Raw genomic sequence first — 21,613 nt, 5'->3', positions numbered from 1 at the left:
TCCTCTCCTGACTCTAGCGTCCGGCCGGAAGCTCGAGCACCGTGAGGAGCCCGGCTTCGGCGGCCGTCAAGCGTGGCGCGGCATTCACCAGCGCATTCGCGGTGGCCCGGTCGCCCGCCACTCCCCCCGGGATTTCCAACACCAGCTTCGGGTCAGCGTCGATTTCGATACGGTCCTTGGGGTCATCCGCCCCCACCGCGATGGTCAGCTCCAGGCGCACCCGCTCCTGTCCGTCCTCCAACCCCACCACGGACTGGAACATGCCAGCCACCCTTCCCTTCCTGACGGGAAACGCGCCGCCGGAGATGTCCTCCTCGGCGAACACGGGGGCTACTTCTTCTTCGAAGTCGTCGCAATCCAGCCCCAGGCCGAGGGCCGCGAGCGCCGCGGACTCAACAAGGCCGACGTGGCCCAGTTGCTCACTGTCCACCAGCTCGAAGAACTCTTCCTCCGACAGCCCCGCGCCCACAATCCGCTGCAAGGACGGGCGGCGGGTCCGTGCATCCACCACGCGGGTGACGGTGGCACGACGGACCGGACCGCACACCTGTCCGGCAACCGCCACCAGCCGGTCCAGCACGAAGCCCGGATTGACGCCGGTCCCAACCACGGCGACGCCCGCCTTCTGCGCCGCCTGGTCCAGTTCGTCCGCCAGCTCTGGGTACTTCAGATACGGGAAGGCCAGCTCCTCACAGGTGCTGGCCACGGGCAGTCCCAGCTTCACCGCCTCCATCACCTGGTCGAACACCTTGGGCAGCCGCGAGCCGGTGGCATGCAGCACCACCACGCCCTTGCGCTTGCCCACGGCCTGCGCCAGCGACGCGGAGACCTTCACACGAGGGGCGGGACTTCCCAGGACATCACCCAAGGGGCGACCCACCAGGCCAGATTGCACGTCGACGGCCCCGATGAGCTCCACCTCAGGTGAAGACATCGCAGCCCGGGCAATTTCCTGACCGATGAACCCCAGCCCCATCACCACCACCGGCACGGGCCCTTCCGGGGCTTTTGCCATCGGAGATTGCTCCACGATTCCAAGGGGTTAGCGATACAGTTCAGCGTTGCCGCGCACCATAAATCACACCTTGGCGGCCAAGCAAGCGTGACGTGGTTCTACCTCGCGTCCCGAATGGAAGAACCCCCAAGGATTTCCATGGCTTAGAAGCCCATCACCCGCCTGGAGGGGCTTTTGGGGACGCGTAGCGGCGTGTATAAAGCTATACAAGCACGCTGTCCTGGAGGCACCTCGGGCATGGATCGCATCCTCGTCGTGGACGACGACGTCCTCATCCTGGCCGCCCTGTCACGCATCCTCCAGGCAGAGGGGTACGACGTCGTCACCCACAGCGACCCGGCGGTGGCCGCCCGGGAGGTCGGCTTCCAGGTCGTCCTGACGGACTTCATGATGCCGTACCTCAACGGCATCGAACTGCTCGGCGCCCTTCGGGAGAAGAACCCCAAGGCGGTGCGGCTGATGCTGACGGCGGCGGCGGACTTCCGCACCGCCTCCGAAGCGGTCAACCGCGGCGAGGTCTTCCGGCTGCTGGGCAAGCCCTGGTCACTCAGCGACCTGACGAGCAGCGTCCGGCAGGCCTTCGCTCACTACCGCCTGGTGGACGCCAACGAGCGGCTGTCGCGCGAGGTCGCGGAGAAGAACGCGGAGCTGGTGGCCATCAACCGCGACCTGGAGCGGCGGGTGGTGGAGCGCACCGCGGGGCTGCTCGACGGGCTCATCAGCGCCCTGGACTACCGCGATACGGAGACGCAGTGGCACTCGCGCCGCGTGTCGCTCTACTCCCGCCGGCTGGCTCAGGAGGTGGGGATGACGGGCGGAGCGCTGGACGTGGTGGAGCAAGGCGCGCTGCTGCACGACATCGGGAAGATTGGCGTGCGCGACTCCATCCTGCTCAAGCCCGGTCCGCTCACGCCGGATGAATGGGTGGAGATGCGCAAGCACCCGGAGTTCGGTTACCGGATGCTGGCGAAGATGCCCTACCTGCACGAAGCGGCGCTCATCGTGCTCCAGCACCAGGAGCGGTGGGACGGCAAGGGCTACCCGCAGAACCTGGCGGGAGAGGACATCGTCCTGGGCGCGCGCATCTTCTGCCTCGCGGACACGGTGGATGCGATCACGTCCGACCGCCCCTACCGCAAGGGCCGGCCCATGAGCGTGGCGCGGGATGAAATCCGCCGCTGCGCGGGCACCCAGTTCGACCCGGCGCTGGCGGAGGCCTTCCTCAACATTCCGGAGACGGAGTGGCAGCGCATCCGCCAGGAAGTCGAGGCCTTGGAAGCGGCGGAGCACGAGCGCTGGAACAGCGACCCGCTCGGTCCTCCCGCGCCCCTGGCCCGTGCCAGCGGCGCTTGAGTCAACGCTTCATGGCGCCAGTTCCACCGCGCGCACTTCGCGGATGACGTCCCCTTCCAGGAGGGCGTCGACCACGTCCATGCCGGACACCACCTCGCCAAAGGCCGTGTAGCGGCCATCCAGGTGCGGCTGCGGGGCGTGGGTGAAGAAGAACTGGCTGCCGCCGGTGTCCTTCCCGGCCAGGGCCATGCCCAGGGTGCCTCGGCCGTAGAGCCGACGCGTCATCTCGCAGCGGATGGAGTACCCCGGCCCGCCCTCACCGTCCCCGCGCGGGTCTCCGCCCTGCGCGACGAAGTCCGGCACCACGCGGTGGAAGGTGACGGCGTTGAAGTAGCCCTTGCGCGCCAGCGAGTGGAGGTTGCCCGACGTGAGGGGCGCCTCGTCCACGTCCAGCCGCACGGTGATGTCCCCCTTGTCAGTGCGCAGCACGAGCCCCGCGCGCGCCGGGGCGGCCACGGGCCGGAAGGTGTTCGCGGGCAGCTCCACGCGTGCCGAGCGCACCCGCTGCCCCGTCAACTGCGTGAGGGCCTGCGCCGCCACGCGCCGCACGTTGGCGTGCGGGTGCATCAGCCATTCACGCATTCGGGGCTCGGCGGCCGGGCCCTGCAGCGCCACCAGCGCGCCCGCCACCGGCTCGGCCAGGTCTCCCGGCGTCTGCGGCACACGTGCCGCCAGCGCCTCCACGGCAGGCAACGCGGCCGCGTCCTTGAGCACACCCGCGGTCGCCGCCGCCGCGCCCGCCACCACTTCATCCTCGCCTTCGATGAGCTCACGCACCGGCGCCGCCGCCTCGGGTACGGGCCGCGCGGACACGGCTTCCAGCGCCGTCAGGCGCACGCGCGCCTCGGGGTGACGCAGGTACTTCACCGCGAAGCCCGCCCCTCCCTGCCCCTTCGACTGAGCCACCTCGCGCAGCCCCAGCGCCAACCGGCGCGCCTCGGGCACGCGCCCATAGCCGCAGCCCAGGACTTCCTTCAGCGTTCCCTCCTGCCGGTCCACCGCCGCCGCCAGCCGGCAGTCCAGCCAGGCCAGGTCCGCTCGCGCGACATCCGAGGCCGCGCCCCGCTCCGCGTCCGCCAGCGCGAGCCGCAGCGACTCCAGGACGGGACGGCCAAAAGCGGGCAGGCCCTGCTGCGCCAGCGCCAGCAGCGCGTGTCCCTCCGACGACCGCGCCAACGTCTCCACCGGCGCCTTCGCGCCCTCCGGCGCCGATGCCGCCGCCGGAGGCGCCATGCCCCGGGCCACGCGCTTGGCTCGCGCCGCCAAGGCCTCCAGCGCATCCACCGCGGTACACGGTCCACTGCAAGCCGCCGCCAGCTTCGCCAGCGAGCGCGCCGCCTCCGCCGCCACACGCGGAACCGTGTCCTCCAAGAGCCGCCCGAGGACCACGGCATCCTCGGGACCACCCACGTCACCGAAGCCCTTCGCGCACGAGGCCCGCACGTCCGCGTCCGCGTCACCCAGGCAGCGGCGCAGCGCGAGCAAGGCCTCGGGCCGCTTCACGGTGGCCAGGAAATAAGCCCCTGCCTGACGCGCCTCCACCGGCCGCTCGGCCGCGAGCAGCGCCTCCGCTGGCGCCAGAGGCACCTGGGCAACCACCGCCGCGCCGCGGGTGCGCGCGAGGACGCCCAACGCCTGCGTGGCCCGGGCCGCCTCCGCCCCATCCGCTTCGCGCATCCGCTCGGACAGCCACGCCACGGCCCCGGGTGTCCCCAGCCGGCCCACGGCCTCCACCACCGCCCGCCGCACGTCCGCGTCACGTTCCGTCCGCCCGGCTTCCAGCAGCGCCTTCTCCAACGCCGCGAGCTCGGCATCCACCAGGGGCTCCCAGGACAGGGCGAGCACGCCCGCGGCGAAGGCCGCCTCGCCACGTACCGCCGCGTCCTCATCCTTCAGCCCCGCGATGACGGTCTCCAGGGTGGCCGGGTCCTGGATTCGCGCCAGCGCCCGCAGGGCCCGAGCACGCACCCGGGCATCCGGTGCACTGGCGGCCAGCGACACCAGGGCCCCATTTCCCAGCGAGCGCGCGTCCTCCCACGCCTGGATGCGCTCGAGCGTCTGCGCGTCCACGGGAGTCGGCTTCACCGGTGGCACGGAACGGACGCATCCGGACAACAGCGAGAAAGCGACGACACATGTCGACAGGGCACGAACGGAGTGCGAGCGGCGCATGGCGCGGGCCTAGGTCAATTCCCCGCGAAAATCCAGGGGTTAGGCCGCGAGGGGTTTGACACGCACGGCCGGCGCTCCGAAGATGACGCGTGGATTCTCTCCGCGGGAGCGTTGGTCCTGAACTGCCCTGGCTGCGGCTCGAAGGTAGCCGCCAACACGTCCATCTGTTCCGTCTGCGATTACATCATCGATGGCTCGTTCCTCTCGGGGGAACCGCCGGCCGAAGCGTCTGAGGAGTCCACGGACGCGGCGGAGGACCCCCGCCGAGCCGCCAAGCCTCCTCCCCCGCGGCGCCCACGTCCGGCCACAGGCAAGTCCGGAAGTCGGCCCGCCGCCGCGCCGCCGCCCGACTCGGACTCCACCAACATCCGGAGCATGGAGGACGTCGCCCGCAGTGCGCCGCAGCAGCGTGCGGCGCGAGCAGCGGCGCCTCGGCCCGCGCCGCGCAAGGCGCCCGCTCCCGAGCCCGCGGCCTCGGTGGACCCGTGGGACCGCGTGGACTCGAACGACCGGGGCAGCGCCGTCACCGACCCGGATGAGCTCATCCGTGACGCGAAGGAGCTGTTCGCCCAACTCCAGGGTGGCGACAAGGTCGCGTTCTGGGGCGCGGCGGTGGTGCTGATGTCCTGCTTCATGCCGTGGAAGGAGACGGCGGTGGATGGGGACGTGCTCGGCCTGATGAGCCTGGGCTCCGGCGCCTTCATCATGTCCATCCTCCTGCTCACGGCCGTCACGGTGCGCGTCAAGGGCTCGTTCCCGAACGTGAACCCGGTGGTGCCGTGGATGGGCCAGCTCATCGTCAGCATCGTGTGCCTCATCTGGTGCGTCGTGTTCATCAAGGTGTCGTCCGACACGACGATGGTGCCCACGCCCATCGGCAACTCGGAGATGATGAACTCGTCGCCCAGCTTCGGCGTTTACGTGGCCATCCTGGGCGCGGTCGCCACACTGGGCGGAACGCTGCTGGGGCTCAAGGGCCAGTCCTCGCACTGAGCCTCCGCGCCTCGAATGAAAAAGCGCTGCCGCCCTCCGCGGCAGCGGGCTAGCGTCACCGGCCACCATGTCCGACGCCTCTCCCCTCTCCCGTCTCACCGCCGCGCTCGACGCGGCCGTCTTCGGACAGCAGCGCGTGTTGGAGGACCTGGTGACGGCCTTCCTCGCGCGCGGCCACGTGCTGCTGGAGGGCGTTCCCGGCGTGGCCAAGACGCTCACCGCGCGCAGCATGGCCGGCGCGCTGGGGCTGCTCTTCACGCGCATCCAGTTCACCCCGGACCTGATGCCGGCGGACATCCTGGGCACCAACGTCTTCCAGCCCCAGGACCACGCCTTCCGCCTCGTGAAGGGCCCCATCTTCACGGAGGTGGTGGTCGCGGACGAAATCAACCGCACCCCGCCCAAGACGCAGGCCGCGCTCCTGGAGGCCATGGAGGAGCGGCAGGTCACCATCGACGGCGTGTCCCACGCGCTGCCGCCCCACTTCTTCGTGGTGGCCACGCAGAACCCCCTGGAGCTGGAGGGCACCTACCCGCTGCCGGAGGCCCAGTTGGACCGCTTCCTCATGCGCGTGCGCGTGGGCTACCCGGAGGCCTCGGCGGAGACGACGATGCTCCGCGCCTTCCACCAGCGCGAAGGAAAGCCGGCCACCACCCGCCAGGTGCTGGATGCGCCCACGCTACTGGAGCTGCAGTCGCGCGCCGCCCGCGTGTCGTGTGACGACTCCATCATCCAGTACGTGGTGGCCATCGTCCGGGAGACGCGCACCAACCCGCGCGTGCGCCTGGGTGCCAGCCCCCGCTCGGCCCAGGCGCTGCTCGCGGCCTCCAAGGCCCGCGCCGCGCTGATGGGCACGGACTTCGTCACCCCGGATGACGTCAAGGCCGTCACCTTCAGCGTCCTCAACCACCGGCTGCTCCTCAAGGCCGAGGCCGAGGTGGAAGGCATCACCGCGGACGACGTGCTGAAGCAGACGCTCGAGCGGGTCCGAGTGCCCCGGTGAGCGCCGGGCGCCCCGTCCCCACCGGCCTCGCCGTGGCCCTGCTGGCGGCGGGACTCCTCCCGGCGGCGCTCGCGGTGGCCAGCCCCGCGTTCGGCTGGCTCGCGCTGGCGACGGACGTGGCCGTGCTGTCCCTCTGCGTCGTGGACTTCCTCCGGGCCCCGCGCGCCCAGAGCGTCCGCGTCTGGCGGCGCGTGGAGCCCGTCCTCTCCTCCGGCACGCGCAACGCCGTGCACGTGGCGCTGGAGCGCCAGGACACCGGCACCGCGCCGCTGCACGTGGAGGTCCGCGACGAGCCGCCCGAGGACATGGCCAGCAGCGGGCACCGGCAATCCCTCACCCTGCCCGCGGCACGGGCCACGCCCCAGGAGCTCACCTACTTCGTCACGCCGCCTTCACGGGGTGACGCCCGCTTCGGGGACGTGCACCTGCGGCTGAGAGGCCCCCTGGGCCTGTGCGCGCGACAGGTCCGCGTCCCCGCGACGATGGACGTCAAGGTGTACCCGGACCTCACCGCGCTCACCCGCGAAGCACTGGCGCTGGCCCACGCCTCGGACGCCCCTTCCGCGCGCACGCAGCGGCGGCGCGCCTCGGAGGGCCGGGAGTTCGAGTCGCTGCGCGAGTACCGCCCCGGCGACGACTACCGCCACATCGACTGGAAGGCGTCCGCGCGCCACGCCCACACCCTGGTGCGCACGTGGCAGCCAGAGCAGCACCAGCCGGTGCTCCTGCTGCTCGACTGCGGCCGGCACATGGCGGGCCGCATCCAGGAGCGGCGCAAGCTGGACCATGCGGTGGACGCGGCGCTGCGGCTGGCGCGCGTGGGCCTGGAGGCCGGTGACATGGTCGGCGTGCTGGCGTTCGCCAGCGGCGTGCGGGCCTACCTGCCGCCACGCAAGGGCCGCGAGCACCTGCGGCTCATCACCGAATCGCTCTACCGCACCGAGGCCGCGCTCGAGGAGAGCGACTACGGCCGCGCCTTCGACTTCGCCTTTGCACGCCAGACGCGGCGCGCCCTGGTGGTGCTGTTCACGGACCTAGTGGACCCGGACGCCTCCGCCAGCCTCCTCACGCGCACGCTGGCGCTGCGCCCCCGGCACCTGCCCGTCGTCGCCTCCCTGTTGGACGAAGACGTCCAGGCGGCGGCCCACGGTGTGCCCGCGCAGACGCAGGATGCCTACGCGCGTCAGGCCGCGGCACGGCTGGAGACGGAGTACCGGCGGACGGCCACCACCCTGCGGGACGCGGGCGCGCTGGTGATCCGCGCCCCCGCGCGCGGCTTCGGCGCGGCCACGCTCAACGCCTACCTGGACGTGAAGGCGCGCGGACTGCTCTAGGCCTCTGCGTCAAGTCCAGCGAAAGTTTTGTACGCAATGTGCAGTCAACGTGTATCGACGTCGCTCGCAAAGAAGCATGCCAATCGCGCGGAGGCCGATTTTTCGGCCTCGGACACGACCCCCTTTACAGATAGGCGCGCGTCAACAAAATGGCCGGTCCTCGCCCGCCGTGACGGCGGGCTACCTCGAAAACACCACGGATGGAGACGGTCTTGGCGGAGGTCGCGAGGGGATTCAGGGTGGAGGTTGAGGCGGACGCGGCGGCGGCGGCGGTGGCGGCACGGATGGAGTCCGGGTCGGCGGCGGCACCCACGGCGTTGACGCCCTTCCATGAGCGGCTGCTGGCAGAGGAACTGCTGGCGCGCAGCGGTGACACGCAGCAACGGCTGGCGGGAGCGCTGTCAGAAGCGAAGGTGGACCTCAATCCGCACCAGGTCGAAGGCGCCATGTTCGCGCTCGACTCGCTGTCGCGCGGCGGCTGCATGCTGGGCGACGAGGTCGGCCTGGGGAAGACCATTGAGGCGGGGCTCGTCATCGCCCAGCTCATGGCCGAGGGAAAGTCGCGCATCCTCATCCTGGCGCCCGCCACGCTGCGCGCGCAGTGGAACAGCGAGCTGCGGGAGAAGTTCGACCTGGACAGCGTCATGGTGGACGGCCGCACCGTGCGCGCCACGGGAAACTGCTTCGACCAGCCCTTCCCCGTCATCTGCTCGCACCCCTTCGCGGCGAACAAGGCGCACCTGACGGCGGAGATTCCGTGGGACCTGGTGGTCATCGACGAGGCCCACCGCCTGCGCAACGCGCACCGGGCCAACAACAAGATGGGCCAGGCGCTGAAGGCGTCCCTGGCCGGCAAGCCCAAGCTGCTGCTCACCGCAACCCCGCTCCAGAATGACTTGATGGAGCTGTTCGGGCTGATGTCCCTGCTGGACGAGCAGATCCTCGGGCCCGAGCACGCCTTCCGCAGCCGCTACCGAGCGGACGAGGCCGGCGGCATGCCCGAGGCCGCCGCCATCGAGCTGAAGGAGCGGCTGGCCCCCGTGGTGCAGCGCACCCTGCGCCGGCAGGTGCGCGAATACGTCCGCTACACCAACCGCCGCTCCATCGTGGAGGACTTCACCCCCTCCCCCGAGGAGCACGACCTCTACGAGAAGGTCAGCGAGTACCTCCAGCGCTCCGAGGCCGCGGCGATTGAACCCGGCAAGAAGACGCTGCTGACGCTCTGCTACCGCAAGCTGCTGGCGTCCTCCACCTACGCAATCGCCCCCACCCTGCGCCGCCTGTCGGACAACCTGGAGAAGCGGCTCCAGGCGGCGAAGCTGGGCCAGCAGGCCCTGGCGATGTTCGAGCCCGAGGAGGCCAAGCAGTTCGTCGAGGAGGGCGAGGAGTGGTCGGACGACCCGGCCAAGGCGCCCAACGTCCGCGCGCTGGAGCAGGAGGTCTGGGAGCTGCGCCAGTACGCGGACCTGGCGGACTCCATCAAGGTCAACGCCAAGGGCGAGGCGCTCAAGCGCGGCCTGGACCGGACCTTCGCCGTGATGAAGTCGCACGGCTGGCCGGAGAAGGCGCTCATCTTCACCGAGTCCAAGCGCACGCAGCAGTACCTCTGCAACCTCCTGTCGGAGAGCGGCTACCAGGGGAAGATCTCCCTGCTGTCCGGAGACGCGGGCACGCCTGAGGACCGGCGCGCGCTGGTGGAGGAGTTCCGCCACCGCACGCAGATCCTCATCTGCACTGAAGCGGGCGCCGAGGGCCTCAACCTCCAGTTCTGCAACCTGGTGGTGAACTACGACCTGCCCTGGAACCCGCAGCGCGTGGAGCAGCGCATTGGCCGCTGCCACCGGTACGGCCAGCAGCGGGACGTGCTGGTCATCAACTTCCTCAACCGGATGAACGCGGCGGATGCGCGCCTCTTCGAGTTGCTGGAGAAGAAGCTGAACCTCTTCGACGGCGTGTTCGGCGCGTCCGACGAAATCCTGGGCGCGCTGGAGAGCGGCGTCGACTTCGAGCGGCGCATCCTGGACATCTACCAGTCCTGCCGGAAGCCCGAGGACATCAACATCGCCTTCGACAAGCTCCGCGAGGAGTTGGAAGGCCGCATCAGCCAGCGCATGACGGAGATGCGCTCGGTGGTGCTGGAGCGCTTCGACGGCGACGTGCGGCGCCGACTGCGCGGACAGAACGAGCAGACGAAGGAGGCCCTGGCCAAGCGCCAGCAGGAGGCTCGCGCCCTCACCGCCTCCGTGCTGGGCAGCCGCAACTCGGGGCGGCTGGAGGTGGCCAAGGCCGCCTATGCCGTCAAGGAGCGCACCCAGGACGCGGTGAGCTACCTGCAACTGGACGCGGCGGGACTGCCGTCACGGCTGGCGCGGCTCGCGGGCAGCGAGGGCTGGTGGTTCGCGTACAAGTTCGAGACGACCGGCCTCAAGCCCGAGGAGAAGCTGGCCCACCTGGTGCTCGTGCGCGACAGGGACGGCTTCCGCGCCCTGCCCATGGCGGACAGCGCGCACTTCGTGAAGCTGGCGGCGAAGCCGGAGCGGCGGCGTCAGCCCGCGCCGGTGTCCGTGCAACTGATGCAGGAGCAGGCGCTGATGGCGGCGAAGGACGAAATCGTCCGGGCCGCGGAGCGGCGCAACGCCCTGGAACTGGACAAGGCCAAGGAGCGCGCGGACCGCTACGTCGAGGACTGCCTCATGGAGTCGCGTGAGGCCGTGGAAGCCGCGCGGCAGACGTGGATTGAAGCGCGCAAGCAGGTGGGGCTGGCCGAGGACATCGCCGACAAGGCCAAGGCCCGCGCGAACTCCGACCGGATGGAGCGAGAGTACCGCCGCAAGCTGTCCTCGCTCCGCAACGAGGAGGAGAAGCGGTACGCCTCCAAGGACCGGCAGCTGGCGGAGCTGGCCAACAAGGCGAAGGTGACGGAGAAGCGCGCCCTCATCGCCTCCGCCTACTTCTGGCTGTCGTAGTCCGCTGGGCGCAGGCGCACCCACGTCGCGCCCCAACCTCCGTCCCCTTCGCCCGCGGAACGGAACGACTCCACCTCTGGCAGTCTGGGAAGCAGCGACTGCACGGTGCGCCTCAGCGCGCCGGTGCCCTTGCCGTGGATGATGCGCACGTCCAGGACGCCCTTCTGCCGGCACGCCCAGAGGTACTCCACCACCAGGTCCTTCACGTCGCGCGGATGGAAGAGGTGCAGGTCCAGGTTCCCATCAATGGGAATTTCTACAGCCTCGTCCTCGGAAGGCGGCGGCTCCGGCCCTTCGGGCGGGAGCGGCGGCTCATTCGCGTCGAGGACCGGCAGGCGCCTTCGGCTCACGCTCCCACTCCTGCTTCTCCCTCTCCGCCTGCAAGCGGCGCCGCTCGCGGGCGGCCTTGAAGCGCTCGGACAGCGATGAGACTTCGCCCTTCAGCGCGGAGAGGTTCGTGGAGATGCTGCCCGGGTCGCCTTGCTGGCGCCCGGCTGCCTGCTCGCCCTGGGCGCCTGCGCCCCCTGCGGACATCAGCTGGACCACCAGTGCCGCAACCGTCATGACTGTCATGGACCCACAGGTAAGCAAGACGCGTGCTCAGTGGCAAGTGGCACTCAGGTGGTGGCGGCCTGGCGCTCTGCCTCTTCCCTCCTGCCCAGGACGACGCGCTCGGCCAGTTTGATAGCGGACAGTGGCGCGCTGCCCTCGGCCTTGTTGTTGATGGTGATGAAGGTGGGCTTGTCCCGGCGCAGCGCCGCCAGGCACACCCGGGCCAGGACATCGCGCGTGGGGACGTCCTCGTCCACCAGCTGATTGAACGGCGCGTAACGCGCGCGCGCCTCCTCGTAGCCGAGGTCCGGCGGGAGCATCCACCGCACCACCAGCGCGCGGGATTCGAAGGCGCGAGTGAGCTTCGCCTGCCGGCCCACGGGCGGCATGTGCGCCCACACCGCCAGCACCGGACTGACGCCCACGTCCGCCAGCGCCTGTGCCAGCCCCTCCGTGAGCAACTCCTCGTTGCGCAGCTCCACCGCGTACAGCGGCCCCTTCGGCAGCGCGGCGAAGAAGGCGTGCAGCCGCTCCACGAAGCGCGCGGGCCCGCCGAGCGCCTGCGGGTCCTGCGGCGGGAACTGGAAGACGAGCGGCCCCGCCTTCTCCCCCAACCCCTCCACGAAGGGCATGACGACGGCCTCCGTGGCGTAGGCGGCATGGAGGAAGCGCTCGTTGGTTTGTCCCCGCTGCGCGCCGTAGCGCTCGTGCAGCGGGAAGCGCGCCAGGGTGCAGACCTCATGGGCCTTCACCAGGAAACGGAAGGTGTCCGGCACCTGGGCGGCGTACTCGGCGAAGGCGCTGGAAGCGATGGGGCCGTAGAAGGTCCGGTCGATGCCCACCGTACGCAGCACCGGGTGGTGCGCGTAGGCGGCCAGGCCCTCCCGCGCGAGCTGCGAGGCGGAGGCCTCATGGTCATAGACGATGCCGGACCAGCCCGGGAACGTCCACGAGGACGTCCCGAGGAACACGCCCTGCGGCAGCTCCCGCCCCAGCGTGGCCAGCGACTCCGGTACGGCCGCGGGCTCCACGGGCTGCGCGCCCTTGCGGCCCTTGGCGGGCGGCTCCACGGCGGCGCCGGTGAAGAGGTCGAGCTGTGCGGGTCCTTGCTCTTGAGGCATGGCGCGTCTCCTGGGCCAATACAGTAGGCACCGCGGGCACGGTGCCGTGCGTCCAGCGCACCTGACGCCAGACGCCACCGGATGCAGGAGGTTGCCTCAGTCCAGCCCCACGTCCCAAGTGCCATGTCGCTCGACAGGCGACCGGGCGACGAATCGGGACGCGTGAGCGCTACAACACCTTGAGGCGGATGGCCCCGGGTAGCAGCGTCATGGTGCACGGGAGGCGGCCCGGCGTCTCGCCGTCCACGTCCAGGAAGACGTCGCCGCCGTCCACAGGCTCGGCGCGCAGGGTGCGGCAGCGCAGGCGACGCGTGCCCTTCCAGTTCACGTGCGAGCCGTTGTAGACGCCCTTCGACTTGAGGACGAAGTCGCTCAGGGTGTAGCCCGACCAGATGGTGACGTCGAAGAGGCCGTCGTGGGTGACGGCGTCCGGCGCGACGAACATGCCGCTGCCGAAGTAGCGGCCGTTGGCCACGGCCACCGCGGTGACGCTCACCACCTCTTCCGGGCCCCCGTCCACCGACAGCCGCACCTGCCGCTCCGAGTACTTCACCAGGCCCTTCAACGTGCCCCACATGAAGCTCAGGTGGCCGCCCAGGGCCTTGCTGCTCTGGTTGACCTCCTGGGCCACCACCGCGCTCACACCGAACGAGGCGATGTTGGCGAAGTAGCGCGTGGCGGGCTGGCCCGCGCTGTCGATGAACTCCAGCTGGCCCACGTCGAACGGCTCTGTCGTGCCGGAGCGCAGCCGCTCCAACGACGAGGCCAGCTCCAGGTCCCACCCGAAGGTGCGCCGGAAGTCGCCACCCGTACCCCGAGGAATCAGCCCCAGCGCCGCGTTCGGATTCAGCGCCTTGCCGTCCTCGAAGAAGCCGTTGGTGACTTCGTTGAGCGTGCCGTCGCCACCCACCGCGACGATGCACTCGTACCCGTCCAGGAGCGCCTGGCGGGTGATGCGCGCCGCGTCCATGCCCCCCTGGGTGAAGCCGTGGCCGAAGTCGCCCAGGGCCCTGCCTACCTGCGCGGAAATCTCCGCCCAGCGCTTTCCCGTCTGCCCGTTGGCGCTGCGCGGATTGACCACGAGGAACGTCTTCATCTGGCCCTACCCCTCCCTTGGCCCTCCCTGTTTACGCGGTTGCGCACCGGCACTCCACTCCGTGGCCATGTTCAGGGCACGGCGGGACCGCCGCCACCCCGCGTCAAAAGGGGTGGCGGGACCGCGCGAGCGAGGGCTCGCGTTTGACGGACTAGGCCTTGGGCGCCACGGGCACCGGCCGCACGTGGACCTCGCGCAGCTGCCGGTCATCCACGTCGCCGGGGGCGCCCGTCATCAGGTCGGTGCCCGTCTTCGACTTCGGGAACGGAATCACGTCGCGCAGGGACTCGGCGCCCGTGAGCAGCATGACCAGCCGGTCCATGCCCAGTGCGATGCCGCCGTGCGGCGGAGCGCCGAACTTCAGCGCGTCCAGCAGGAAGCCGAACTTGGCGCGCGCGTCCTCGTCGCTGATACCCAGCGCCTTGAACACCTCCGCCTGCACCTTCGGGTCGTGCAGACGGATGGAGCCGCCGCCAATCTCGAAGCCGTTGAGCACCACGTCATAGCGGTGGCACTTCACCCGGCCCGGGTCCGTGAGCAGGTAGGCCACGTCCTCGTCGTGCGGACGCGTGAAGGCGTGGTGCGCCGCCGCCCAGGTGTTCGTCTCGTCGTCGTACTCGAACAGCGGCGGGTTCACGACCCACAGGAACTTCCACTGGCCGCCGCTGCCGTACTCCGGAATCAGGCCCAGCTTCTTGGCCACGTGCACGCGCAGGTTGGCCATCACCGTGTGGACCAGCGACTCCTTGCCGAACTGGAACAAGAGGAGGTCGCCCGTCTTCGCGCCCACGGCCTGGTTGATGGCCTGCCGCAACGCGGGGCTGATCGTCTTGGACAGCGGGGACTGCGTCCACTCGCCCCCGTCCGCCACCTTCGCGCGGGCCAGGCCCTTGGCACCCGCCTGCTTGGCGAACTCCTCCAGCTTGTCGCTCTCCGCGCGGCTCATCGCCTTCTCCGCGGGGATGACCATGGCCTTGACGATGCCCTTGTTCTGCACGGCCTCCCAAATCATGGGGACGCCGCCGCCCTCGCCGTGCTCGCGAATCAGGTCGGTGAGCACCACGTGCTCCAGCCCGAAGCGCAGGTCCGGCTTGTCGTTGCCGTACTTCGCCATGGACTCGTAGAAGTCCATGCGCATGAAGGGCGTGGGGATGTCGATGCCCAGCACCTCGCCCCACAGCTTCTTCAGCAGACCCTCAATCATCGTGAAGATGTCGTCCTGGGTGACGAAGCTCATCTCCACGTCGATCTGCGTGAACTCCGGCTGCCGGTCCACGCGCAGGTCCTCGTCGCGGAAGCACTTGACGATCTGGAAGTACCGGTCGAAGCCCGCCACCATGAAGAGCTGCTTGTAGAGCTGCGGGCTCTCCGCCAACGCGTAGAACTTGCCCGGGTTGAGACGGCTGGGGACCAGGAAGTTGCGCGCGCCGCCCGGCGTGTACTTGCCCATGAAGGGCGTCTCCAGCTCCAGGAACCCGTTGTCCACCATGTACGAGCGCGTCAGCGCGTTCATCTTCGAGCGCGTCATCAGCGAGCGCTGGAGCGGCGAGCGGCGCAGGTCCAGGAAGCGGTGGGCCAGGCGCTTCTCCTCGGACGTGTCGATGCTGTCCTCGACGGGGAACGGCGTCGGCTCCGAACGGTTGAAGATGGTGAGGTCGCTGGCCCGGACCTCGATTTCACCCGTCTTCATCTTCGGGTTCACGTTCTTCCCGCGCGAGACGACCTTGCCGCGCACGCCCACGCAGTACTCCAGCCGGAGGCTGCCGGCGAGCGCGTGCGCCTCCGCGTGGTCCGGCTCGAACACCACCTGCGTGAGGCCATCCCGATCTCGCAGGTCGATGAACACCGCGCCGCCGTGGTCTCGGCGGTTGTGCACCCAGCCGAAGAGGACGACTTCCTCGCCGACGTTGGTCGCGGTGAGCTGACCGCAAGTGTGGGTACGCTTGACCTCGGAGATGAACGGGACTGCCATGGCACCGCCTGCTGGATTCGAAGGGGGGAGAAGGCGGAGCACCATACGGATCGCGGAAACGACGCGTCAAGGAGTCCGAGCGCCCCGGGTACGTCTCAAACCGTCGGAATCAGTGCGGATTCCGGGTTCCAAAGCCGCCCGCGAGGCCCGGGCGCACCGGCCGGCCGGCCGCCGTGCTCGCGAATGTGACGGCCGGGGGGAATACACGTTCCGGGCGGTCCGGAGTAAAACGGCGGCATGCTCCGAACAGTCATCGCCTCGACCGCCGCGCTCGGACTGGCCGCCGGCTGTGCGCCCGATTCGACCGCGCCCGTCAAGGTCAGTGCCCTGGTGCTCTCCAGCAATGGCCAGTACGTCCCCCAGGAGGTGGAGCTGAAGACCATCTCCGACATCGTCGGCCTCAAGGGCACGGTGGCCGACCTCCAGGGAGGCGCGCGCATCGTCATCGACTCCCAGGACCCGGACCTGAACAACGCCACCACGCCGGAGGGCTACGCCAACGCGCTGCTCAAGAACGCCGGCCGTGACGTCAGCGCCAACTACATCTCCCAGGACGGCGTCCTGTGGCCGGCGGACTTCCACACCTGGAACATGGTGACGGCGTACTACAGCATGGAGCGCGCCTACGATTACTTCCGCGTCGTGGGCAACATCCCCGCGGCGGACTTCAAGGACCCCGTCACCACGTACTACTTCCCGGAGTTCGTGCTCGCGGACGTGGACAAGAACCCGCTGAGCGACAACGCCATGTACTTCTCCGTGCTGGAGTCGTTCCTGGTGCTGCCCTTCGACAAGCTCCAGCGCGCCCCGCTGGCCATCAACGCCGGCATCATCGCCCACGAATACGCGCACCGCGTCTTCAACCTGAAGGCCTACAACGGCCAGCAGTTCCCGGAGGCGCTCATGCTGTGGCAGCAAGCCGGCGCCAGCCCGGGCGCCAACATCCTCAAGTCCTTCGACGAGGGGCTCGCGGACTACCACGCGTATGGCTCCACCTGCCAGACGACCCAGGGCGGCAAGGGCTGTGACACGCGCTTCTTCTCCACGTCCTTCCACGGCAACCTGTACGGACAAGTCACCGAGGACCGGGACCTGGCCCGCGTGGACCGCTGCATGGACGCGTCCCTGCTGAACCAGCTGTACAACCAGAACCTGAGCGCGTTCAGCGGCAACGAGTACCGGGTGGGCACGCTGCTCGCCAGCGCGCTCTACCAGGCCGGCGAGGCCACCGGTCAGCGCGACGTGCTGCTGCGCGCCATCGTCGCCTCGTACAACGACGAGAGCACGACGACGCCCGGCCTCTACCAGTTGGCGCGCGCCACGCTGGCGGACCAGTCCCGCTTCACCCTGGCCGTGGCCGCCAGCGCCATCATCACCCACATCACCGACCTGCGCCTGAAGGAGGCCGTCTGCAACGAGCTGATGGACCACCTCCAGATTCCGCGTGAGCAGCTCGTCGGCAACGACCCCAACATGTGCCCGCCCAGCGCCGCGGGTGGCACCACCTGCCCCCGCCTGGACCTGTGAGCATGAGGACTGCTTCCGTGAAGACGTGGCTCTTGCGTTGCGCCCTGGGCAGCCTCGCCCTGTCCGCCCCCGCCCTGGCCCAGGACGAGGACGACCCCTACGCCTACCCGGACGAGGAGCCCGCCAACGACGCCTCCGACTCCTATGACCGCGTCCGCCCCAAGGTGGACGAGGCGGATGACTTCCGCCGCGTCTCCGAGCAGGAGTACGACGACGGCGAGGACGGCTTCAAACCCCTCTCCGGGCTCGACGACCCGAACCTGGGCGTGGCCATGGAGTTCATCACCGGCGCCCTCTTCCTGGACAGCCCGCGCGGCCGGGCCGCGGAGACGCGCCTGGGCCTGGGCGTGCGCGCCACGTGGGAGTACGGCCGCATCCTCGACAACGAGTCGCTTCGCGAGGCCCTCTGGGCCGACGTGCGCTGGACGTTCGGCGGCACCAGCGACGGCACCGACTTCATCCGGGGCAAGACGCACCTCCACTACTTCACCATTGCCCCGGCCTATGAGCTGAAGCTCGGCAAGTCCGACTTCGGCTTCTTCGCCCAGGCAGGTGGCGGCATCGCGTACACGTCGTCGACCATCACCATCGACACGGTGGAGACGAAGGTGAGCGGCAGCAAGCCGCTGCTCCAGTACGGCGTGGGCTTCCGCGGCCGGCCCCGGCTGACCTCCTCCGGTAACTTCCGCCTCGCCTTCCGGCTGGAGGCCATGGGCTACCGCCGGGGCTACCACAACGACTTCTTCCTGGGCGGCAGCCTCGGCACCGCCTTCTGACGTCGCCTTCCCTGGCCGCTCGCCGCGCTGCATCCGGCGGGCGGCCATGAAAATTTTTCCACCGCCTCCCCTCTTCGCCCGTACCCCCTCCTTGCGACTTCAAGGAGTTGGGACTGGCACGCCGTGTGCTCCTATTTCCACCGGGACGGGAACCTGGGTTCCCCTGGGGGCTGGGAGGCGAGCGATGAAGAACGCGCAGGGACAAGGACAGCACTTGGACCCCGTATGTGGGAAGACCTTGGACACACCCGAGGGCCGTCCCACCGCCGAGTACAAGAAGCGCCGTTACTTCTTCTGCTCGGAGCGGTGCCGCCACGCCTTCGAAAGGCAGGCGGAGCGCTTCCGCTTCAACGAACTGGCCCGCGTCGGCGCGCTGATGACGCCGGGCCGCGTCCGCTGGGGCATTGCCTGAGCGCCACGGCCGCTAGGCGGCCACGCGCAGGTCCTTGAGCCGCAGGGACAGCTTGCGCTGGCCTCGGAACGTGTCGAAGCCGGCCTGAAAAGCCAGGTCCACCGGGCCATCCACCAGCGTGGCCCGGTCCGCCATGTTGAAGCCGATGGCGTCCAGCTCCGGTGCGTCCGCCAGGGCCAGCTTGAGATGGCCGCTGCCGGTGCCTGACTTCGGCTGCAGCACGCGCGGGCGAGCCACTTGCCGGCGCAGCACCAGCACGGGCTCCGGATTGCCCTGCCCGAAGGGGCCCAGCCGCTGGAGCGACTCGACGGCGTGAGCGTCCAGCTCGTTGGGATTCACCACCGCGTCCACGCGGCACCGGGGGATGAGGTCCTCCGGCGTGAGGCGCTGGTAGGCAATCTTCTCAAAGGCCTCCCGGAAGGCGGGCAGCCGCTCCGCGTCGATGGTGAGCCCCGCGGCGTGCTTGTGGCCGCCGAAGCGCGTCAGCATCTCCGCGCAGCCACTGAGCGCGTCATGGAGGTGGAAGGCCTCGATGCTGCGCGCCGAGCCCTTCCCCACGCCGTCCTTCACCCCCACCATGACGGTGGGCCGGTAGAAGCGCTCCACCACGCGCGAGGCGACGATGCCGATGACGCCCGGGTGCCAGCCTTCGTCGAACAGCACCAGGCCGCGCGCGTCCTTCAGCGACTCCGCCTGGGCCAGCGCCTGCGTAAGGATGCTGCTCTCGATGCCCTGGCGCTCCGCGTTGGCGCGATCCAACACCGCGGCCAGTGAGCGCGCCGTCTCCGGTGACTCCGAGCACAGCAGCTGAAGTCCCAGCGAGGCGTCATGCAGCCGGCCCGCCGCGTTGATGCGAGGCCCCAGGCGGAAACCCACCTGTCCCGCGGTGACGGAGGCGTCCGGGTCCATGCCCGCCACTTCCTTCAAGGCCCGCACGCCCGGCCGGCGACCCGCGCTCAGCTCCTGGAGGCCATGCGTCACCAGGATGCGGTTGGCGCCGGTGAGCGGCACCACGTCCGCCACCGTGGCCAGCGCCACCAGGTCCATCATGGACCGGAGGTTGGGCTCCTTCCGGGTGGCGAAGAAGCCCTCGTCGCGCAGGCGCTTGCGGATGCCCATGCAGAAGTTGAAGGCCACGCCCGCGGCGCACAGCGCCTTCGTCGGGTACTCGCAGCCAGGCTGGTGCGGGTTGAGCACCGCCACCGCGGGCGGCAGCGTGGGCGGCACGGTGTGGTGGTCCACCACCAGCACGTCCAGGCCCAGCTCCTTGGCGCGGGTGATTTCCGCCACCGAGGTGATGCCGCAGTCCAGCGTCACCAGCACCCGCGTGCCCTCCGCGGCGATGCGCTCCACCGCGCCGACGTTGAGGCCGTAGCCTTCGTCCAGCCGGTGGGGGATGTACGTCGCGGGCGGCGCGCCCAGCTCCTTCATGAAGAGGTACAGCAGCGACGTGGAGCAGACGCCGTCCACGTCGTAGTCACCGTAGAGCGTCACCTTCTCCCGCGAACGAATCGCCCGGATGATGCGGTCCACCGCCCCCGGCATCCCCTTCATGCGGAACGGGTCCGGCAGGTCCGCCAACCGGTCCGACAGGAACGCCGACGCGGACTCGGGGGTGCGGTAGCCACGGTGCAGGAGCACCTTCGCCGCGAGCGGGTGCAGTGACAACTCCCCCGCGAGGGACGCCACTTCCTGCTCGACTACATCTGGAAGCAACCACCGCACGCTCGACACTCCTCCTCGCCTTCTCCGAGGGGAGTTGGCGGGATGAATTGGCTACGAAAGCGACAGTACCTCAGACGTCTGACCAGGACAGTCCAACCTTGAGCCCGACACTTCCCCTCCTGCACGGGCGTTCAGGCGGACGCGCGTCTGGTGGCTCGCTGATTCACGCACGGTCGGTCGCCGGTGAGCAGGTTCAAACCCACCACCTTCCTCGGCTTCGAAGTGGGCTACGAGGGCTCACGCAACGGCCTCACCGACAGCCGCCTGCTGGACGCCTCGCTCACGCTGGGCGCGCGCTTCTGACAGGCCCCCTGAAACACCCAGGGCCCTGCTTCCCGTGAAGGAAGAGGGCCCTGTCGGTGTCCATCGCATGAGGCCTTCCTCATCGGAAGGAAGGCCTCGGGTGCGGGTGGCTCACGCAGCGTTCGGCTGCTGGTGGTCGACGTTGCCGCTGGCGCGCTGACGGGCTTCCTTCGCCGCGGCGCGCTCGTCCAGCCAGATGGTCAGGGGGCTGGCGATGTAGATGGTCGAGTACACACCGACCACGATGCCGACCAGCATCGCCATGGCGAAGTCGAAGATTTCACCCACGCCGAAGATGAGCAGACCGATGAGCGACAGCGCCGTGGTGCCGGACGTGAGGATGGTGCGGCCCAGCGTGTCGTTGATGGCGATGTTGATGACCTCCGCGAAGGGCTTGCCCTTGAACTTGGCCATGTCCTCGCGGATGCGGTCGTAGATGACGATGGTGTCGTTGACGGAGTAGCCAACCACCGTCAGCAGTGCCGCGATGGCCGTCAGGTTGAACTCGCGCCGGCTCACCAGGTAGTAGCCCGCCACCATGATGACGTCGTGGACCATGGACAAGAGCGCGCCCGGACCGAACTTGAAGTCGAACCGGAACGCCACGTAGATGAGGATGGCGACCATCGAGTACAGCAGCGCCATGATGCCGCGGTTGCGCAGCTGCTTGCCCACCTGCGGACCGACGTAGTCCACGCGGCGCTGCTCGAAGTCCGGCTTCTCCAGCCCGGCGTTGAGCGCGGCGAACACGCGGTCCGCCATTCCGCTGGCCACCACCTGGTAGTCGTAGCCCGTGCCGCCCTGGGCCTCGCCCAGGTCACGCACTTCCTGCACGCCGATGCCCGCCGACTCCACCGCCTTCTTGACGGCGTCGGAGTCCATGGGCTGTGCCGCGCGGAAGCGGATGATGCCGTTGGGCAGGTCCGAGTAGACGTTGCGCACGCCCCCCAGCGCCTCCAGGGCCTCCTTGCCCTTGGCACCGCTCTCCTCGTTGAGCTGCGTGACACCGCCCATGCGGAGCAGGAAGGTGTTCTCCTCCGCCGCGCCGATGTTCTGCACGCTGACGTCCGGCAGGCCACCCTTGTCCGCGCGCTCACGGACCTCCTCGGCGGTGATGGGGTGGTCGAACTTCACCTCCACCACCGTGCCACCCGCGAAGTCCACGCCGAAGTTGAAGCCGAAGGCGGCGATGCCGACGATGATCGCCAGGTTCAGCAACGTGGAGAGAAACAGCGCGGGCTTGCGCTTGCTGATGAAGTCGATGTTCGTCTTGTTCTTGAAAATCTGCATGAC

17 protein-coding genes are annotated in these 21,613 nt (G+C 69.5%); 8 read left to right on the top strand and 9 right to left on the bottom strand.

Annotation, left to right across the window (positions count from 1 at the left end):
- Positions 1-13 precede the first annotated feature (13 nt).
- Complete coding sequence (locus F8M74_RS29605; protein ID WP_141258841.1) at positions 14-1,015, bottom strand: dihydrodipicolinate reductase; 1,002 nt, start codon at positions 1,013-1,015, stop codon at positions 14-16.
- A gap of 237 nt (positions 1,016-1,252) precedes the next feature.
- Here F8M74_RS29605 and F8M74_RS29600 point away from each other — a divergent pair, with 237 nt between their 5' ends.
- Positions 1,253-2,368 (top strand): HD domain-containing phosphohydrolase, encoded by a 1,116-nt coding sequence (locus F8M74_RS29600; protein ID WP_141258840.1) that lies wholly within the window; start codon positions 1,253-1,255, stop codon positions 2,366-2,368.
- A 9-nt stretch (positions 2,369-2,377) separates the two neighbouring features.
- On the opposite strand, the gene F8M74_RS29595 is transcribed toward F8M74_RS29600, so the two are convergent.
- Positions 2,378-4,540, bottom strand: a complete 2,163-nt coding sequence (locus F8M74_RS29595) for a peptidylprolyl isomerase (protein ID WP_141341604.1) — start codon at positions 4,538-4,540, stop codon at positions 2,378-2,380.
- 375 nt (positions 4,541-4,915) lie between these two features.
- On the opposite strand from F8M74_RS29595, the gene F8M74_RS29590 reads away from it, so the two are divergent.
- The 4 genes from F8M74_RS29590 (at position 4,916) to F8M74_RS29575 (ending at position 10,836) form a co-directional block, all read left to right on the top strand.
- Positions 4,916-5,533, top strand: a complete 618-nt coding sequence (locus F8M74_RS29590) for a hypothetical protein (RefSeq protein ID WP_171410353.1) — start codon at positions 4,916-4,918, stop codon at positions 5,531-5,533.
- Positions 5,534-5,600: 67 nt separating this feature from the next.
- Positions 5,601-6,536, top strand: coding sequence for a MoxR family ATPase (locus tag F8M74_RS29585; RefSeq protein WP_011554669.1), 936 nt, complete (start codon positions 5,601-5,603; stop codon positions 6,534-6,536).
- Positions 6,533-7,870, top strand: a complete 1,338-nt coding sequence (locus F8M74_RS29580) for a DUF58 domain-containing protein (protein ID WP_141257155.1) — start codon at positions 6,533-6,535, stop codon at positions 7,868-7,870. Before F8M74_RS29585 ends, F8M74_RS29580 begins: the two co-directional genes overlap by 4 nt.
- Positions 7,871-8,070: 200 nt before the next feature.
- Positions 8,071-10,836, top strand: a complete 2,766-nt coding sequence (locus tag F8M74_RS29575) for an SNF2-related protein (RefSeq protein ID WP_141257154.1) — start codon at positions 8,071-8,073, stop codon at positions 10,834-10,836.
- On the opposite strand, the gene F8M74_RS29570 is transcribed toward F8M74_RS29575, so the two are convergent.
- The 5 genes from F8M74_RS29570 to aspS form a co-directional block, all read right to left on the bottom strand.
- Positions 10,818-11,186 (bottom strand): Smr/MutS family protein, encoded by a 369-nt coding sequence (locus F8M74_RS29570; protein WP_140864294.1) that lies wholly within the window; start codon positions 11,184-11,186, stop codon positions 10,818-10,820. The genes F8M74_RS29575 and F8M74_RS29570 overlap by 19 nt on opposite strands.
- Positions 11,149-11,400 carry a hypothetical protein gene (locus F8M74_RS29565; protein WP_141257159.1) on the bottom strand — a complete coding sequence of 84 codons (252 nt, stop codon included), beginning with the start codon at positions 11,398-11,400 and terminating at the stop codon, positions 11,149-11,151. The genes F8M74_RS29570 and F8M74_RS29565 overlap by 38 nt, the downstream gene beginning before the upstream one ends.
- 53 nt (positions 11,401-11,453) lie before the next feature.
- Complete coding sequence (locus F8M74_RS29560) at positions 11,454-12,509, bottom strand: DUF72 domain-containing protein (RefSeq protein ID WP_141257153.1); 1,056 nt, start codon at positions 12,507-12,509, stop codon at positions 11,454-11,456.
- Positions 12,510-12,678: 169 nt separating this feature from the next.
- Positions 12,679-13,605, bottom strand: coding sequence for a diacylglycerol kinase family protein (locus F8M74_RS29555; RefSeq protein WP_141257152.1), 927 nt, complete (start codon positions 13,603-13,605; stop codon positions 12,679-12,681).
- A 151-nt stretch (positions 13,606-13,756) separates the two neighbouring features.
- Positions 13,757-15,577, bottom strand: coding sequence for an aspartate--tRNA ligase (gene aspS / locus F8M74_RS29550; protein WP_141257151.1), 1,821 nt, complete (start codon positions 15,575-15,577; stop codon positions 13,757-13,759).
- A gap of 237 nt (positions 15,578-15,814) precedes the next feature.
- Between aspS and F8M74_RS29545 the strand changes: the two genes are divergently transcribed.
- The 3 genes from F8M74_RS29545 to F8M74_RS29535 all read left to right on the top strand — a co-directional run bounded on the left by F8M74_RS29545 (position 15,815) and on the right by F8M74_RS29535 (position 18,292).
- Positions 15,815-17,104 (top strand): hypothetical protein, encoded by a 1,290-nt coding sequence (locus F8M74_RS29545; RefSeq protein WP_141257150.1) that lies wholly within the window; start codon positions 15,815-15,817, stop codon positions 17,102-17,104.
- 17 nt (positions 17,105-17,121) lie between these two features.
- Positions 17,122-17,880 (top strand): hypothetical protein, encoded by a 759-nt coding sequence (locus F8M74_RS29540; RefSeq protein WP_141257158.1) that lies wholly within the window; start codon positions 17,122-17,124, stop codon positions 17,878-17,880.
- A 184-nt stretch (positions 17,881-18,064) separates the two neighbouring features.
- Complete coding sequence (locus tag F8M74_RS29535; protein ID WP_011554678.1) at positions 18,065-18,292, top strand: YHS domain-containing protein; 228 nt, start codon at positions 18,065-18,067, stop codon at positions 18,290-18,292.
- A 12-nt stretch (positions 18,293-18,304) separates the two neighbouring features.
- On the opposite strand, the gene recJ is transcribed toward F8M74_RS29535, so the two are convergent.
- Both recJ and secF read right to left on the bottom strand, forming a co-directional pair.
- Positions 18,305-20,017, bottom strand: coding sequence for a single-stranded-DNA-specific exonuclease RecJ (recJ, locus tag F8M74_RS29530; protein WP_141257149.1), 1,713 nt, complete (start codon positions 20,015-20,017; stop codon positions 18,305-18,307).
- A 414-nt stretch (positions 20,018-20,431) separates the two neighbouring features.
- Positions 20,432-21,610 (bottom strand): protein translocase subunit SecF, encoded by a 1,179-nt coding sequence (gene secF / locus F8M74_RS29525; protein WP_141257148.1) that lies wholly within the window; start codon positions 21,608-21,610, stop codon positions 20,432-20,434.
- Positions 21,611-21,613: the final 3 nt, after the last annotated feature.

It is taken from the genome of Myxococcus sp. CA023, assembly GCF_010998615.1.
Taxonomy (GTDB): Bacteria; Myxococcota; Myxococcia; order Myxococcales; family Myxococcaceae; genus Myxococcus.
Note: the sequence above shows the minus strand (reverse complement) of the source record. Positions and strands in the feature narration are given on the sequence as shown.

Bases quoted from the DNA above. Each gene is read 5' to 3' on its own strand.
- F8M74_RS29605 (WP_141258841.1), bottom strand. From the start codon at position 1,015: ATGGCAAAAGCCCCGGAAGGGCCCGTGCCGGTGGTGGTGATGGGGCTG.
- F8M74_RS29600 (WP_141258840.1), top strand. From the start codon at position 1,253: ATGGATCGCATCCTCGTCGTGGACGACGACGTCCTCATCCTGGCCGCC.
- F8M74_RS29595 (WP_141341604.1), bottom strand. From the start codon at position 4,540: ATGCGCCGCTCGCACTCCGTTCGTGCCCTGTCGACATGTGTCGTCGCT.
- F8M74_RS29590 (WP_171410353.1), top strand. From the start codon at position 4,916: ATGGAGGACGTCGCCCGCAGTGCGCCGCAGCAGCGTGCGGCGCGAGCA.
- F8M74_RS29585 (WP_011554669.1), top strand. From the start codon at position 5,601: ATGTCCGACGCCTCTCCCCTCTCCCGTCTCACCGCCGCGCTCGACGCG.
- F8M74_RS29575 (WP_141257154.1), top strand. From the start codon at position 8,071: ATGGAGACGGTCTTGGCGGAGGTCGCGAGGGGATTCAGGGTGGAGGTT.
- F8M74_RS29565 (WP_141257159.1), bottom strand. From the start codon at position 11,400: ATGACGGTTGCGGCACTGGTGGTCCAGCTGATGTCCGCAGGGGGCGCA.
- F8M74_RS29560 (WP_141257153.1), bottom strand. From the start codon at position 12,509: ATGCCTCAAGAGCAAGGACCCGCACAGCTCGACCTCTTCACCGGCGCC.
- F8M74_RS29555 (WP_141257152.1), bottom strand. From the start codon at position 13,605: ATGAAGACGTTCCTCGTGGTCAATCCGCGCAGCGCCAACGGGCAGACG.
- aspS (WP_141257151.1), bottom strand. From the start codon at position 15,577: ATGGCAGTCCCGTTCATCTCCGAGGTCAAGCGTACCCACACTTGCGGT.
- F8M74_RS29545 (WP_141257150.1), top strand. From the start codon at position 15,815: ATGCTCCGAACAGTCATCGCCTCGACCGCCGCGCTCGGACTGGCCGCC.
- F8M74_RS29535 (WP_011554678.1), top strand. From the start codon at position 18,065: ATGAAGAACGCGCAGGGACAAGGACAGCACTTGGACCCCGTATGTGGG.
- secF (WP_141257148.1), bottom strand. From the start codon at position 21,610: ATGCAGATTTTCAAGAACAAGACGAACATCGACTTCATCAGCAAGCGC.